This is a genomic window from Streptomyces sp. NPDC015139 (genome assembly GCF_043079785.1).
Taxonomy (GTDB): domain Bacteria; phylum Actinomycetota; class Actinomycetes; order Streptomycetales; family Streptomycetaceae; genus Streptomyces; species Streptomyces albidocamelliae.
This window is the reverse complement of the sequence record NZ_JBIBUW010000006.1, coordinates 191,490-205,220: the sequence shown is the minus strand read 5'-3', so window position 1 is coordinate 205,220 and position 13,731 is coordinate 191,490. Positions and strand designations below refer to the sequence as shown.

13 protein-coding genes are annotated in these 13,731 nt (G+C 73.3%); 7 read left to right on the top strand and 6 right to left on the bottom strand.

Annotation, left to right across the window (positions count from 1 at the left end; all coding sequences use genetic code 11):
• Positions 1–256: 256 nt before the first annotated feature.
• Positions 257–1,081 (top strand): putative protein N(5)-glutamine methyltransferase, encoded by an 825-nt coding sequence (locus tag ACF08B_RS18500; protein ID WP_392318309.1) that lies wholly within the window; start codon positions 257–259, stop codon positions 1,079–1,081.
• A gap of 104 nt (positions 1,082–1,185) precedes the next feature.
• Here the strand turns inward: ACF08B_RS18500 and ACF08B_RS18495 are convergent, their stop codons facing one another.
• Positions 1,186–3,264, bottom strand: a complete 2,079-nt coding sequence (locus tag ACF08B_RS18495; RefSeq protein ID WP_392318308.1) for a SpoIIE family protein phosphatase — start codon at positions 3,262–3,264, stop codon at positions 1,186–1,188.
• A gap of 320 nt (positions 3,265–3,584) precedes the next feature.
• Here ACF08B_RS18495 and ACF08B_RS18490 point away from each other — a divergent pair, with 320 nt between their 5' ends.
• The 4 genes from ACF08B_RS18490 to ACF08B_RS18475 all read left to right on the top strand — a co-directional run bounded on the left by ACF08B_RS18490 (position 3,585) and on the right by ACF08B_RS18475 (position 7,761).
• Positions 3,585–4,466 carry a hypothetical protein gene (locus tag ACF08B_RS18490; protein ID WP_392318307.1) on the top strand — a complete coding sequence of 294 codons (882 nt, stop codon included), beginning with the start codon at positions 3,585–3,587 and terminating at the stop codon, positions 4,464–4,466.
• Positions 4,467–4,561: 95 nt separating this feature from the next.
• The gene (locus ACF08B_RS18485) at positions 4,562–4,933 is read left to right on the top strand and encodes a hypothetical protein (RefSeq protein WP_392318306.1); all 372 of its coding nucleotides are present in this window, start codon (positions 4,562–4,564) and stop codon (positions 4,931–4,933) included.
• Between the two features lie 191 nt (positions 4,934–5,124).
• A complete protein-coding gene (locus ACF08B_RS18480; protein WP_392318305.1) occupies positions 5,125–7,140 on the top strand; it encodes an FAD-dependent oxidoreductase in 2,016 nt (671 codons plus the stop codon).
• A gap of 30 nt (positions 7,141–7,170) precedes the next feature.
• Complete coding sequence (locus tag ACF08B_RS18475; RefSeq protein WP_392318304.1) at positions 7,171–7,761, top strand: PadR family transcriptional regulator; 591 nt, start codon at positions 7,171–7,173, stop codon at positions 7,759–7,761.
• A gap of 89 nt (positions 7,762–7,850) precedes the next feature.
• On the opposite strand, the gene ACF08B_RS18470 is transcribed toward ACF08B_RS18475, so the two are convergent.
• Together ACF08B_RS18470 and ACF08B_RS18465 are read right to left on the bottom strand one after the other, a co-directional pair.
• The gene (locus tag ACF08B_RS18470) at positions 7,851–8,393 is read right to left on the bottom strand and encodes a hypothetical protein (protein WP_392318303.1); all 543 of its coding nucleotides are present in this window, start codon (positions 8,391–8,393) and stop codon (positions 7,851–7,853) included.
• A gap of 183 nt (positions 8,394–8,576) precedes the next feature.
• A complete protein-coding gene (locus ACF08B_RS18465) occupies positions 8,577–9,503 on the bottom strand; it encodes a fibronectin type III domain-containing protein (RefSeq protein WP_392318556.1) in 927 nt (308 codons plus the stop codon).
• Between the two features lie 532 nt (positions 9,504–10,035).
• Here ACF08B_RS18465 and ACF08B_RS18460 point away from each other — a divergent pair.
• Positions 10,036–10,749: a glycoside hydrolase family 75 protein gene (locus ACF08B_RS18460; RefSeq protein WP_392318555.1), complete on the top strand. Its 714-nt coding sequence runs from the start codon at positions 10,036–10,038 to the stop codon at positions 10,747–10,749.
• Positions 10,750–10,943: 194 nt separating this feature from the next.
• Here ACF08B_RS18460 and ACF08B_RS18455 read toward each other — a convergent pair whose 3' ends face one another.
• From ACF08B_RS18455 to dhaK, 3 genes are all read right to left on the bottom strand, one after another.
• Complete coding sequence (locus ACF08B_RS18455; protein ID WP_093479647.1) at positions 10,944–11,354, bottom strand: PTS-dependent dihydroxyacetone kinase phosphotransferase subunit DhaM; 411 nt, start codon at positions 11,352–11,354, stop codon at positions 10,944–10,946.
• Between the two features lie 3 nt (positions 11,355–11,357).
• Positions 11,358–11,966 carry a dihydroxyacetone kinase subunit DhaL gene (gene dhaL / locus ACF08B_RS18450; protein WP_392318302.1) on the bottom strand — a complete coding sequence of 203 codons (609 nt, stop codon included), beginning with the start codon at positions 11,964–11,966 and terminating at the stop codon, positions 11,358–11,360.
• Positions 11,967–12,045: 79 nt separating this feature from the next.
• The gene (gene dhaK, locus ACF08B_RS18445) at positions 12,046–13,038 is read right to left on the bottom strand and encodes a dihydroxyacetone kinase subunit DhaK (RefSeq protein WP_392318301.1); all 993 of its coding nucleotides are present in this window, start codon (positions 13,036–13,038) and stop codon (positions 12,046–12,048) included.
• A 294-nt stretch (positions 13,039–13,332) separates the two neighbouring features.
• Between dhaK and ACF08B_RS18440 the strand changes: the two genes are divergently transcribed.
• On the top strand, positions 13,333–13,683 hold the full coding sequence (locus ACF08B_RS18440; RefSeq protein ID WP_392318300.1) for a DUF3040 domain-containing protein: 351 nt from the start codon (positions 13,333–13,335) through the stop codon (positions 13,681–13,683).
• The last annotated feature ends 48 nt before the right edge of the window (positions 13,684–13,731 follow it).

The following is a 13,731-nucleotide window of genomic DNA, read 5'->3' as shown; positions in this document are numbered from 1 at the left end:
AGCGTAGCCGCCCGCCCGGCGCCGGGCACGTGGTTTTCCCGGACTCCGTTCGGCCGACGGCCCGTCCGCACTGCTGGGGTAAGGTGGCCGTCCGGTCGCGGACGTCGCGGCCCGACGAGCCATGACGAGGGGGAGGTGAGACCCATCACCGCTGTGTCAGCCCGGGTGCTCTCTCCTCATGACGGCGCGGTACACCGGCAGCGGTGACCGCGGGAGCGCCACTGGGCCCCGCGCTCCCGAAAGGCCTTCGGCTTCCATGCCTTCATCGCCCTCATCGCCTTCTTCACCCGCGGATCCGTCCTCGCGTACGCCGTTGTCCCCCGCCCGGGTCGTCTCCGTGCTCCGCGCCGCCGGGTGCGTCTTCGCCGAGGACGAGGCGGAACTGATCCTCGCGACCGCCCGTTCCCCAAAGGAGGCGGCCTCGATGGTGGACCGGCGCGTCGCCGGGCTCCCGCTCGAACAGGTCCTCGGCTGGGCCCTGTTCCACGGCCTGCGCATCACCGTGGAGGCGGGGGTGTTCGTGCCCCGCCGCCGTACCGAGTTCCTCGTCGACCAGGCGCTGGCCGCGGCGCCGCAGGCGAGCGTGGTCGTGGACCTGTGCTGCGGTTCCGGCGCGCTCGGCGCGGCCCTCGCCGCCGCCCTGGACGGTGCCGAGGTGCACGCCGCCGACATCGACCCGGCGGCCGTCCGCTGCGCCCGGCGCAATCTCGCGGCCGTCGGCGGCCGGGCCCACCAGGGCGACCTGTACGACGCCCTGCCGGCCGGACTGCGCGGCCGCGTCGACGTCCTGACGGCCAATGTGCCGTACGTCCCCACCGCCGAGGTCCCCCTGCTGCCGGCCGAGGCCCGCGACCACGAACCACTGGTCGCCCTGGACGGCGGCGCGGACGGTCTCGACGTGCTGCGCCGGGTGGCCGCCGGGGCGCACGAGTGGCTGGCACCGGGCGGGTGCCTCCTGACCGAGACCGGTGAGCATCAGGCGGCGGTGGCCGGGGAGGTGCTCACCCGGGCCGGCCTGACGACCCGTCTGGCGGCCTCCGAGGAGCTGTACGCCCATGTGCTGATCGGCGTACGACCCTGACCGGCGTACGACCCTGACCGGTGTGCGGCCCCGGGCCCGCTCCGTCGGGTCCGGAGACCCGCCGTGCCCACCCCGACGCCCGCTCGACGGCGCCTGTGCGGCCGTCACGGCAGCTGCTGCGCCCGGGCGATGAGCAGGGCCACGTCGTCGTGGTTGTCGGGGTGGTGCAGCGTCCGCAGGAGGAAGTCGCAGACCTCCTCCAGCGGGCGTTCGGGGTCGTCGAGCAGGGACAGCAGCAGGTCCAGCCGTTCGTCCAGCGAGTGGCGCCGGGTCTCCACCAGACCGTCGGTGTAGAACACCAGCTCGTCGCCCGGCTCGAAGTCGACGGTCACGGTGGTGAAGCCGACCCCGCCCACGCCGAGAGGAACCCCGGTGGGCAGGTCGAGCAGTTCCGGCGGGCGGCCGGGCCGGACCCGGACGGGCGGCAGATGGCCGGCGTTGGCGATCCGGCACTGCCGCAGATGCGGGTCGTGGACGGCGTAGACACAGGTCGCGATGGAGTGGTCCAGGGCCGAGGTCGTCTTGTCCAGGTGCTCCAGCAGCAGGGCCGGGTCGAGTTCGAGCGAGGCCAGCGTGGTCGTGGCGGTACGGAGCCGGCCCATGGTCGCCGCCGCGCTGATGCCGCTGCCCATCACGTCGCCCACGACGAGCGCGGTCCGGCCGCCCTCCAGCGGGATCACGTCGAACCAGTCGCCGCCGACCTCGCTGGTGGCGCCCGCCGGCTGGTACCGGGAGGCCACCTCCAGGCCCGTGGTGACCGGCGGATGGCTCGGCAGCAGGCTGCGCTGGAGGGTGAGCGCGGTGTTGCGGGCGTTCTGGTACCAGCGCGCGTTGTCGATCTGCACGGCGGCACGGGACGCCAGCTCCCGTGCGAGCAGCAGGTCGTCCTCGTCGAACGGCGCCGGATTCCTGGTCCGCTTGAGGTCGAGCGCACCCAGCACCTCGCCGCGCGCGATCAGCGGCACCGCGAGGTAGGAGTGCAGGCCCGCGCGGCCCAGCAGCACGGCGGCCTCGGGAGAGCGGGCGATCCGGGGCAGGTCCTCGTCCTTGACCTGGGGCACCAGCACCGCCTCGCCCGACCGCACGCATTCGGTGACCAGACGGTCGGGTGCGTACCGGGCCATGTGCCCGGGCGGATCGGCGGCCCGTACGGCGTCCGAGCCGTCCTCCGGGCGGAGCGCGAAGGCCCGGAGCATCGCGGACTCCGAGGGCCCGAGCGTGCTGGGCCGGCCCTCCACCACCGCCTCCAGCAGGTCCACGGCCACGACGTCGGCGAGTTCCGGCACGGCCACCTCGGCCAGCTCGCAGGCCGTGCGGTCCAGTTCGAGCGTCGTCCCGATCCGGGCCGAGGCGTCCGCGATGACGGCGAGCCGGCGTCGCGCCCGCTCCGCCTCCACCGAGGCCCGGTACTGCTCCGTGATGTCGGCGAGCGACACCGCCACCCCGAGCACGTTGCCCATGGCGTCCTCGAGCCGGTACAGCGAGTGCGACCAGATGTGGTCCTGGTCGGGATCGGCGGACGTGCGGCCGACGAGCGTGTCGTCGATCGAGGGCGTGCCCGTCTCCAGCACCCGCCGGGCGGCGGCCTCCAGCGCCTCGGTCTCCACCAGCGGCAGTACTTCGCGCGGCGTCCTGCCCACGTGCTCGGCGGCCGGCAGACCGCTGATCCGCTCCAGGGCCGGGTTGACCGAGACGAACCGCAGCCGGATGTCCAGGACGCCGTAGCCGATCGGCGCCTGCTTCACCATCCGCTCGGACAGCGCCACGTCCTGCTCCAGCCGCCGTACCGTCGACTGATCGGCGGCGAGTCCGAGCGCGTACACCTCGCCGCGGTCGTCCAGCAGCCGCATGTTGCGGAACTCCACCACACGGGTGCTGCCGTCCTTGTGGCGGATCGGGAAACCGCCGGCCCAGCTCTGTCCGGTCCGCATGACGTCCGCGAAGAGCGTGCCGACCAGATCCAGATGCCGCTCGTGCACCATCAGCCGGGCGGCGAACTCGCCGAGCGCCTCCTGCGCGGTGTACCCGAACAGCTCCTCCGCCTGCGGGCTCCACAGGACGATGCGGCCGTCGGTGTCCAGCACCACCGAGGCGACGCCCAGCACGTCGAGCAGCCCGCCCGGCCGCATCGCGCCGCGCGCGGGCCCGTCGCCCTCGGCCACCGGAGCCTCGGCTGCACTCATGCCACGCACCGCCTTCGCCCGTCCGCACGGCACGCCGTCCCCCGTGCCGACTCCCCTTGTTCTACCGCGCTCACACCCGACTCTCCGAGGCCTTCGCCGTCCACCTCCACCATCTCTCGACACGACGGCGGACGTCCGCCGCGGCCACCACGCCGGCGGTGGTCGCGGTGCGGGCCTCCTGCGGAGACCGTACAGGCCGGTTCCGCGGTCCGTGAGAGTTCACGCTCATGTTGCTGCATTGGCCTGTACATGACTAAGGCGCCACGCCAGACTGTCCGCCGACCGAGTGCCCCACACCCCCCACGCCCGAGGAGTCGGCCATGCCCGCACGCACCCGGCAACGTCGTCACACAGCCCTCGCCGGACTCGTCACCCTCGCCACCGCAGCCACCCTGTCCCTCGCCGTGTCCCCGCCCGCCACCGCGGCCGGCACCTGGACCGAGACCGGCTCCGACCGCGCCGACCCGCTGACCGAGAGCCAGGGCCTGACCTCGGTGGAGGTGCCGGCGAACAGCCCCAACCGCTACACCGGCATCGGCACCATCCCCCTCGGAGTCTCCAGCCGCGGCTGGAACCACGTCGGCGACCCCGACGCCTCGTACAACGGCTACTACATCGAGCCCTACCAGCGGGACTCCGGCAACTCGAAGATGTACCGCGTGCAGGCGCCCGGCGGTACCTGGTCGGAGTACGTCCACACGCTCGGCCCCGGCGAGGCCCTCAACAACTCCTGGGACGCCGTCTCGCCCGACGGCCAGTGGATGCTCTCGGGGGAGTGGGGCACGATGACCCGGCTGCTGGTCTTCCCGGCCCCCGGGATCAACGCCGCCACCTCGCCCTCGGCGAACCTGCCGCAGGTCTCGACGGTCCGCCTGGACCACGCCGTGCGCGACGTCCAGGGCTGCGACTTCTCCGGCCCCACCACCCTGCTGTGCTCCTCCGACGACCCCGAGGGCAGCCTCTTCGGCATCACCAAGCCGCTGCTCCAGATCGACCTGTCGGCCGCGCCGAACGGTTCGTCGGACGTCACCGGCCATGTCACGGCCCTGCGGCAGCTGCCGCTGCGCAGCTCCTGCTCGGGCGGCTTCGAGGCGGAGGGCATCGACTACGACCGGCGCACCGGCGTGCTGCGCGTGATCGTGGTGTCGCCGGGCTTCTGCGTGCTGACCGACAGCAAGACGTACAAGTTCTCACGCGGCTGAGGTGTGCTCGCGGGACCGTGGTGCTTTCCTGGGGATGGACGCGGTTCGGCGGGGTACCCCGTTCCACCGCAGCGCGGCCACGAGAGGAGCGATCAATGGCAGACACGGAGCGGTCGCATCCGGAAACGGTCACGGTGGAGATCAGCGGCTCCAAGGAAGACGCCCGGCTCGTCTTCGAGGCCCTGAGGTCCTGCTTCGCGTCCGACCGGGGCGCCGACGAGGATCCGCAGCAGCTCCACGAGACCCGTCCGATGGTGTGGCTCGGAACGTACGACGTCGCGGACAGCCGTGAACACGGGTGTCCGCCGGTCCACCTCGATGCGTCCGTCCAGGCGGACATCCAGGGCGGCTACTGGGCCGTCGACCGGTTCCGCACCACCCTGGACTCGATGTTCACCGTCGAGGAGACCTGCGCGGCCTCCGGCGACCAGGAGAGGGACTTGCACCTCCGCCTGGAAAGCCGCTGACGCCACAGGTCCGTACGACGCCCACGCCCCGGTCCGGCCCACCGCCGGCCGGGGCGTCCGCGTGCCGTGCCGTGGCCGCCGTCCGGCGGGGAGTGGTCCGAGTCACCTCCACGCGGTTGTGCAACTAGTTGCATAAAGAGTCGGGGTTCCTCTACAACAAGAGTCGACGACACCGCGCACGGAGGGCCCAAATGAGCCGTTACCCCCACCTGACGACCCCGCTCGACCTGGGCTTCACCACGCTGCCCAACCGCGTGCTCATGGGGTCCATGCACGTCGGCCTGGAAGAGGCCGAGCGCGGTTTCGAGCGGATGGCGGCCTTCTACGCGGCACGCGCGCGTGGCGGCGTCGGCCTCATCGTCACCGGTGGCATCGCGCCCAACGACGAGGGCCGGCCCTACGAGGGCGGTGCCAAGCTCACCACCGAGGACGAGGCCGGGCAGCACCGCACCATCACCGAGGCCGTGCACCGCGAGGGCGGCCGGATCGCCATGCAGATCCTGCACTTCGGGCGGTACGCCTACCATCAGGACCTGGTCGCCCCGAGCGCGCTCCAGGCGCCCATCAGCCCCTTCGTGCCGCGCGAGCTGTCCGACGCCGACGTCGAGCGGACCATCGACGACTACGCGCGCGCCGCCCGTCTCGCCCGGCAGGCCGGCTACGACGGCGTGGAGATCATGGGCTCCGAGGGCTACCTCATCAACGAGTTCATCGCCGCGCAGACCAACCGGCGCGAGGACCGCTGGGGCGGCTCGTACGAGAACCGGATGCGCTTCCCGGTGGAGATCGTGAAGCGGGTGCGCGAGGCGGTCGGCGAGGACTTCATCATCATCTACCGCCTGTCCATGCTGGACCTGGTGCCGGGCGGCTCCTCCCTGGCGGAGGTCGTCACCCTCGCCAAGGAGATCGAGGCCGCCGGGGCCACCATCATCAACACCGGCATCGGCTGGCACGAGGCCCGCATCCCCACCATCGCCACCTCCGTACCGCGCGGTGCGTACGCCTGGGTCACCAAGAAGCTCATGGGCGAGGTGTCCGTGCCGCTGGTGACCACCAACCGCATCAACACCCCCGAGCTGGCGGAGGAACTGCTCGCCGAGGGCTACGCGGACATGGTGTCGATGGCGCGCCCGATGCTCGCCGACCCCGACTTCGTCGCCAAGGCCGCCGCCGGGACGCCCGAGGCGATCAACACCTGCATCGGCTGCAACCAGGCCTGCCTGGACCACACGTTCAGCCTCCAGATCACCTCCTGCCTGGTCAACCCGCGCGCCTGCCACGAGACCGAGCTGGTGCTCGCCCCGACGCGGCTGAAGAAGCGCGTCGCCGTTGTCGGCGCCGGCCCGGCCGGTCTCGCCTGCGCGGTCTCCGCCGCCGAACGCGGCCACGCCGTCACCCTGTTCGACGCCGCGAACGAGGTCGGCGGCCAGCTCAACGTGGCCCGCAAGGTCCCGGGCAAGCAGGAGTTCGACGAGACGCTGCGCTACTTCCGCCACCAGCTGGACGCCCACGGCGTCGACGTACGCCTCGGCACCTGGGTCACCCCCGAGACCGTCGCCGACTTCGACGAGGTCGTCGTCGCCACCGGCGTCACCCCGCGCACCCCGGACATCCCCGGCACCGACCACCCCCGGGTCGTCGGCTACCTCGACGTACTGCAGGGCGGCGCCCCCGTGGGCGACCGCGTGGCGATCCTCGGCGCCGGCGGCATCGGCTTCGACGTCGCCGAGTACCTCACCGACGGCGGCGACAAGGCGAGCGAGTCCCCGGAGACGTACTTCCGCAACTGGGGCGTCGACATGGACTACCGGGCGCCGGGCGGCCTCGCCGCGCCGCGGCGGCCGGCCCCGCCGCGCACCGTCCACCTGCTCCAGCGCAAGACCACCAAGGTCGGCGCGGGCCTCGGCAAGACCACCGGCTGGATCCACCGCGCCGAGCTGAAGCACCGCGGCGTGACCATGGTCCCGGGCGTGCGCTACGACCGGATCGACGACGCCGGCCTGCACATCACCGTCGGTGACGAGAGCACGGTGCTGGAGGTCGACACCGTCGTGCTGTGCACCGGCCAGGACCCGCGCCGGGACCTGTTCGACGCGCTGGTCGCCGCCGGGCGCAGCGCCCATCTGATCGGCGGCGCGGACGTCGCGGCCGAGCTGGACGCCAAGCGGGCGATCAAGCAGGGCACGGAGCTGGCGGCGGCGCTGTAGGGCCGCGAGTGACGTCCCTAGGATGAGCCCATGTCACTCCCGCACGCGATCCTCACCGCCCTGCTGGAAAGGCCGTCGTCGGGGCTGGAGCTGACCCGCCGCTTCGACAAGTCGATCGGCTACTTCTGGTCCGCGACGCATCAGCAGATCTATCGCGAGCTGGGGAGGCTGGAGGCCGAGGGGCTCATCCGCACCCTGCCGTCCCCGCAGCCGGCCCGAGGGCAGAAGAAGAGCTACGAGGTGTTGCCGGCGGGCCGCGCGGAACTGGCCCGCTGGACCGCCGCGGCCCAGGACCCCAAGCCGCTGCGGGACTCCCTCCTGCTGCGGCTGCGGGCGGCGGCCGTGGTCGGCACCGCGGGCCTCGAGGACGACCTGCGCCGCCATCTGGAGCTGCACCGGAAGCAGTTGGCCGAGTACCGGGAGATCGAGAAGCGGGACTTCCCACCGGACCGCGACGCCCCGCAGGACCGGATCCGTCATCTGGTCCTGCGGGCGGGCATCGACCTGGAGACGTTCTGGACGAGGTGGCTCGCCGACGCCCTGACGGACCTCACCGGTCCGGCCGGTCTCGGCGAACTCCCGGACGACGTAACGGCGCCCGCCGAGCCGCCGGAGAACTGACGCGTTCCACGGGCCGGTTCGACGGCCGCCGGCCGTCGGGACGGCCGGCGGTGGTCGAACCGGCCGGCCGTCGGGACGGTGCCGCTGTCTCAGAGGCGGTACGGCTTGGAGCGGCGGCGCAGGAACCAGGCCGTCGCGACGACGCCGGCGCCGACCAGCGCCCCGCCGACCCCCACGGTCAGCGGGCCGTAGTCACGGGACGCGCCGCCCAGACCGCCCGCGACACCGCGGGAGGGAGCCGCCGTCGCCGTCGACGCGGTCGTCGGCGGCCTCGCGGCGGAGGAGACGATCACCGACTGGCTGCCCGCGGTGCTGCCGCTGGAGCAGACCACCACCACGGTGTAGGTTCCGGGGCTCACGCCCGACCAGGCGGCGGACTGACTGATGGTGGTGCCCGCCAGGGCCACTTGACGGCCCTGCGAGAAGCTCGCCTGGCTGCTGGTGAGCAGCGCGGCGCTGCCCCAGCTGCCGTTGATCTGCGAGCACGCGCTGGTGACCACCGAGACCGTGGTCCCGGTGGTGCTGACCGAGATGCCCGAGGCGGCGGCGGACGGCCCGGCGAGCGCGGCCGGGAGGGTGGCGGCGGCCGCCAGGGTCAGGCCGGCACGGAGGAGATGACGCGTTTTGTCCATGGGCTTAGGCCTCCGGCGGCACGGTTGGCGGTACGTCCCATGCGCCGCCGAGGGTCGGGAAACGCCCGTGCTGCCTCCACCGCAGCCAACGCGGTCCCGGCCCCACCCGCACGCGGGAGGCGCCCGGTCAGGTGACGGGTTCCTACGTCCGGCGCAAGACGACACGCCGTGGAGGTGCGCCCGTCAGCCGCCCGTGGTCACCGTCCGTTCCGCCGAGTAGCCGCCCCAGGTCCCGTCCGGCAGCCGGGCCCGCAGCCGCACCCGGTGTTCCTCCCCGGCGGCCCGGCCCAGGTAGAAGCTGTACTTCGCCCGGCCGCGCGGCGGATCACCGCCCCAGACCAGCGAGGTGGCCGCAGCGCCGTCGAGCCGGATGCGGTACTCGGTGATCACGCCGTCCGTGCGCGGCGGATCCCAGGACAGATCGAGGTAGTAGGCCCCGCCGGTTCGGTGGGTCGCGGCCGTGAAACCGGTGGGCGCGGTGCCCCGGCCGTCGTCCGTGCCGGGGGTCCGCAGGCGGACCGCGGCGCTCGCGGGGGAGAGGTTGCCCGCGGCGTCCCTGGCCCGCACCGTGAACGCGTAACCGGTGCCGGGACGCAGCCCGGTGACCACGGTCGCCGTCTGGTTCCCGCCGACACTGTGGATCTTCGCCCCGCCCTGGAAGACGTCGTACGAGATCACGCCCCGGTCGTCCCGGGACGGACTCCAGGACAGCTGGACCGCGCGGCTGCCGACGGCGCGCCCGGCGGCCGCCGGCGGCCTGGTCGGCGCCGCGCGGTCCGCCGCCACCCTGGCCGGCGTCCGCGCCCGCGCCGCACGGCTGGGCGGGCCGAGCCGTCCCCGCGTGTCACGGGCCCGCACGGTGAACGCGTACAGGGTGGACGGCCTGAGCCTGGTGACGTCCACCATGTGCTGCGAACCTGGCACTTCCCTCACCTTCGTGGCGCCGCGATACACCTCGTAGAGACGGATTCCGGGGCCCGCCGGGACGGCGTTCCACATCACGTGCACGCTGTCGGCGCTGCCCGCCGTCGCGGTGACCCCGGCCGGAGCGCCGGGGGCCCGGCCCTCGTCACCCTCCGAGGAGGGGCTGAAGCCGCAGGCCGCGGCCATCAGAAGGACCGCGCAGACCAGTACGGGCGGAAGAGGAACGCGGCGCACGGCTCTGCCTCCCCGGGGACGGCGTGTGGGCGGCACGGCAAAGGTCCGGACCAATATGACGCGCCGGTGCGGCGGCGGCAAGAGGGAGGCGCGGGCGAGTGCGCAAGTCGCCGTTCTCGGGGGTTTCTTGCCGGCCACCCGGCGGGGTTACGTATGCTGAACTCTCCTGTATGGCTGAACTGCCCTTGAGATCAGGGAAGTTCACGTCTGTGGCGCGGACACGCTGTCGTCGCCGACCCGCGCCGCGGCGGGCGGCCGAGGGGTCCGGGATTATCATCTGCCCGGATCCTCGGCCCCTGTTGTCCACTACGCCCGTGTTCGCCCCGTTTTGCCGCCGACTTCGTGCGGTGTCCCCTCACGGGGTGTCAGAAGCGTGCTCCATCCGGCCCCTTCGGTGCTGCCGTGACGGCCCGTTGCTCGCGGGCGCCCCACAGTGGGCTGGTCTTCCCCCGTGTCCCCGAGGAGAGGGTCCCCCGTCGTGCGTGTGCGTGTCCCTTCGCTGACGCTGGCCGCGGCCGGCGCCGCCCTGCTAGCCCCGGCATCGCTGCCCGTCCCGGCAGCCGCCGTCCCGGCCCGGGAGGAGCCGGTGGCCCACAGTGAGAGCAAGGTCGCCGCCGCCGACCTGCTGGCCCGACTGGGGTCGTGCTCCCAGGTCTCCAGAGGCCGCTACCGCACCGACGCCGACAGTGCCAAGAAGGTGCCCGTCTGCGGTACCCGGGACGCCGTGTACTGGAAGGCCGATCTGGACATCGACTGCGACGGACAGCCCACGGCCCGCTGCAACCGCCGTACCGACCCGCTGTTCGCCGCCTCCACGGCCTTCCAGCAGTCCGACGGCCGCCACCTGAAGGCCGAGAGTCTGCCCTACATCGTCGTCCCGCCACCCAGCCGCATCTGGAACCACCGCGCCTCCGGTGTGAAGGGCGGCTCGGTCGCCGCCGTCGTGTACCGGGGGCGCGTGCAGTACGCCGTCGTCGGCGACACCGGACCGCGCGACATCATCGGCGAGGCCTCCTACGCCACCGCCCGCGGCCTCGGCATCCAGGCCGACCCGCGCGACGGCGGGGCGGCCTCCGGCGTCACCTACATCGTGTTCCGCGACTCCCGGCTGCGGCACATCGAGGACCACGCCGCAGCCGTGGCCGAGGGCCGGCGACTGACCGCCCGCCTCATGGCGACCCTGCTGGCGAAGAGGTAACGGGCGGAGCCCGGACGCCCCTTGGCGGCCCCGGTGCGCGATGGCGGCAGCCGCACTGCGGCCGGGGAGCGGCCTGTTACCACGCCCACGGAGCGCTGCGCGGGCGGGCGTCCGCGACGGCGGTGGCAGGCCGCGCCCCTCGCGTGGTTCCCCTTCGTCACCGGGCCTGCCGTTCTCCGGATGCCCGGACGGTGTCAGACCTTGCGGTAGCCGTACGCCTCCGTGGCCGCCGCCTCCACCGCGGCCAGGTCGGCACCCGTGGCCGCGGTGACCACCGCGGCCACCGCGCCCTCCAGGAACGGGGCGTCCACCAGCCGCGTGCCGTCCGGCAGTTCGTCGCCCTCGGCGAGCAGCGCCTTCACGGTGAGCACGGCACTGCCGAGATCCGTGAGCACCGCGACCCCGGCGCCCCGGTCCACGGCGGCCGCCGCCGCGGCGATCAGCTCGGCACTGGTGCCCAGTTCGCCGCCCTCCGTGCCGCCCGCGGGCGCCACCGGCACCGACGCGGCCCCGCCCGCCAGCCCCTTGGCGAGCTCGGCCACCGAGGCGGCGACCTGCGCGCTGTGCGACACCAGCACGATCCCTACCCGCTTGTCGTCGCTCAACGGTCAGCCCTCCACCCCGGCGGCCGCCTCCTCGAGCGCGGCGATCAGCAGCGCGGAGGAGGTCGCCCCGGGATCCTGGTGGCCGATGCTGCGCTCGCCGAGATAGCTCGCCCGGCCCTTGCGCGCCTGGAGCGGGGTGGTGGCCACCGCGCCCTCCTCGGCGGCGGCCCGCGCCGCGGCGAAACCGTCCCCGAGGGCGTCCACGGCCGGCACCAGGGCGTCCAGCATCGTCTTGTCACCGGGGGCCGCCCCGCCCAGAGCCATCACCCCCTCCACGCCCGCGCGCAGCGCCTCGGCCAGCTCGGCCCGGTCGACCTCCGCGCCCTCCCCGAGCGCCTTGCCGGTACGGCGCAGCAGGGTGCCGTACAGCGGACCGGACGCGCCGCCGACCGTCGAGATCAACTGCCGTCCGGCGACGGTCAGGACGGCTCCGGGGGTGTCCGGCGCCTCCTTCTCCAGGGTGGCGGCCACGGCGCGGAACCCGCGCTGCAGATTGCTGCCGTGGTCGGCGTCCCCGATGGCCGAGTCGAGGGCGGTGAGCCGTTCCGCCTCGCGGTCGACGGACGCGGCGGCCACCATCATCCAACGGCGGAAGAAGTCGGCGTCGAGCACTGGATCTCCTTGCGTGGTAGGGCTGTTGACCGGTGCGCTGACCGGCGTGCCGGGGAAGGTGAACGCCTCGTCCGCGCGCTCACATCCCCCAGCGCAGCGCCGGGGTCCGCACCGGCGCGTCCCACAGCCGCAGCAGTTCCTCGTCGGCCTGGCACAGCGTCACCGAGGCGCCCGCCATGTCCAGGGAGGTGACGTAGTTCCCGACGAGCGTGCGGGCCACGGCGACCCCGCGTTCGCGCAGCACCCGCTGCACCTCGGCGTTGAACCCGAACAGCTCCAGCAACGGGGTCGCGCCCATGCCGTTGACCAGGACCAGCACCGGACCACGCGGAGGCATGTCCTCCAGGATCGCGTTCACCGCGAAGTCGGCGATCTCCCCGGAGGTCATCATCGGCCGCCGCTCCCGGCCCGGTTCGCCGTGGATGCCGATACCCAACTCCAGCTCCCCGTCGGGCAGATCGAACGTCGGGCTGCCCTTGGCCGGGGTCGTACAGGCGCTGAGCGCGACACCGAAGCTGCGGGAGTTCTCGTTCACCTGGCGGCCGACGGCCTCCACCTGCTCCAGCGGCCGGCCCTCCGCGGCGGCGGCTCCCGCGATCTTCTCCACGAACAGCGTGGCGCCGGTGCCGCGCCGGCCGGCCGTGTACAGGCTGTCGGTGACGGCCACGTCGTCGTTGACGAGCACCTTGGCGATCTGGATGCCCTCGTCCTCGGCCAGCTCGGCCGCCATGTCGAAGTTGAGCACGTCGCCGGTGTAGTTCTTCACGATGAACAGCACTCCGGCGCCGCTGTCCACGGCCGCCGCGGCACGGGCCATCTGGTCCGGCACCGGCGAGGTGAAGACCTCCCCGGGACAGGCGGCGGACAGCATGCCGTGGCCGACGAACCCGCCGTGCAGCGGCTCGTGCCCCGACCCGCCGCCCGACACGAGGCCGACCTGCCCGGCCACGGGTGCGTCCCGGCGGACGATCACCCGGTTCTCCACGTCGACCGTCAGGTCGGGATACGCGGCCGCCATCCCCCGCAGCGCGTCCGCCACGACGGTCTCCGGCACGTTGATCAGCATCCTCATCGGTATCTCCTAGTGAGCCTGGCTTGTGGGCTGCGTGGTCCGACGTCGGGCCGAGTTCGCCGATAGGGCTAATGGCAGTATCGACCTTGCACCAGTCGTGGTCACGTGCAAGCGCCCGTCGTCACGGTGCGCGACGGCCGGGGCGCCGTGGCCGCCTCCCGGCCGGCCCCCCGCGCTACACAACGTGAGGAGAGCCGGGGGCCGTGTGAGACCCCGCATCGGCCGGGCCGCGCGGGGAACCCGGGCAGCCGGGGCACGGAGCCGCCGGGCGGCGGCGGAGGAGGTGCCGTAGCCGTGGACGACTGGGAGATGTGGGACATGCACGACGAGGTGCGGCTGTCGCCGCGCGAACGCATCACGCTGCTGCAGATAGAGGCGGACCTGCGCAAGGACCGCCGGCTCACGCGCCGCATGGCCGCGGTGCGCCGGCCCGGGCGACGCGAGATCTGGCTGCCGGTGTCGGCGCTGCTGCTCGCCGCGGCGTCGGTGTTCGTGGCCGTCATGGGCATCCGTACGTCCGACACCACGCTGCTGTGGTGCTTCGCGCTGCTGTGGCCGCTGACCCTCTTCCAGGCGTTCCGTCTGCTGTGCCGCGCGGCCGGCCGCGGCCCCCGTGCGAGCGGCCGGACCACACCCTGGCTCTGAACCGGACCCCGCACCCGGACCTGCTCCACCCGGCCCACCTGCCCCCGT

Bases quoted from the DNA above. Each gene is read 5' to 3' on its own strand.
- ACF08B_RS18500 (WP_392318309.1), top strand. From the start codon at position 257: ATGCCTTCATCGCCCTCATCGCCTTCTTCACCCGCGGATCCGTCCTCG.
- ACF08B_RS18495 (WP_392318308.1), bottom strand. From the start codon at position 3,264: ATGAGTGCAGCCGAGGCTCCGGTGGCCGAGGGCGACGGGCCCGCGCGC.
- ACF08B_RS18490 (WP_392318307.1), top strand. From the start codon at position 3,585: ATGCCCGCACGCACCCGGCAACGTCGTCACACAGCCCTCGCCGGACTC.
- ACF08B_RS18485 (WP_392318306.1), top strand. From the start codon at position 4,562: ATGGCAGACACGGAGCGGTCGCATCCGGAAACGGTCACGGTGGAGATC.
- ACF08B_RS18480 (WP_392318305.1), top strand. From the start codon at position 5,125: ATGAGCCGTTACCCCCACCTGACGACCCCGCTCGACCTGGGCTTCACC.
- ACF08B_RS18475 (WP_392318304.1), top strand. From the start codon at position 7,171: ATGTCACTCCCGCACGCGATCCTCACCGCCCTGCTGGAAAGGCCGTCG.
- ACF08B_RS18470 (WP_392318303.1), bottom strand. From the start codon at position 8,393: ATGGACAAAACGCGTCATCTCCTCCGTGCCGGCCTGACCCTGGCGGCC.
- ACF08B_RS18465 (WP_392318556.1), bottom strand. From the start codon at position 9,503: ATGGCCGCGGCCTGCGGCTTCAGCCCCTCCTCGGAGGGTGACGAGGGC.
- dhaK (WP_392318301.1), bottom strand. From the start codon at position 13,038: ATGAGGATGCTGATCAACGTGCCGGAGACCGTCGTGGCGGACGCGCTG.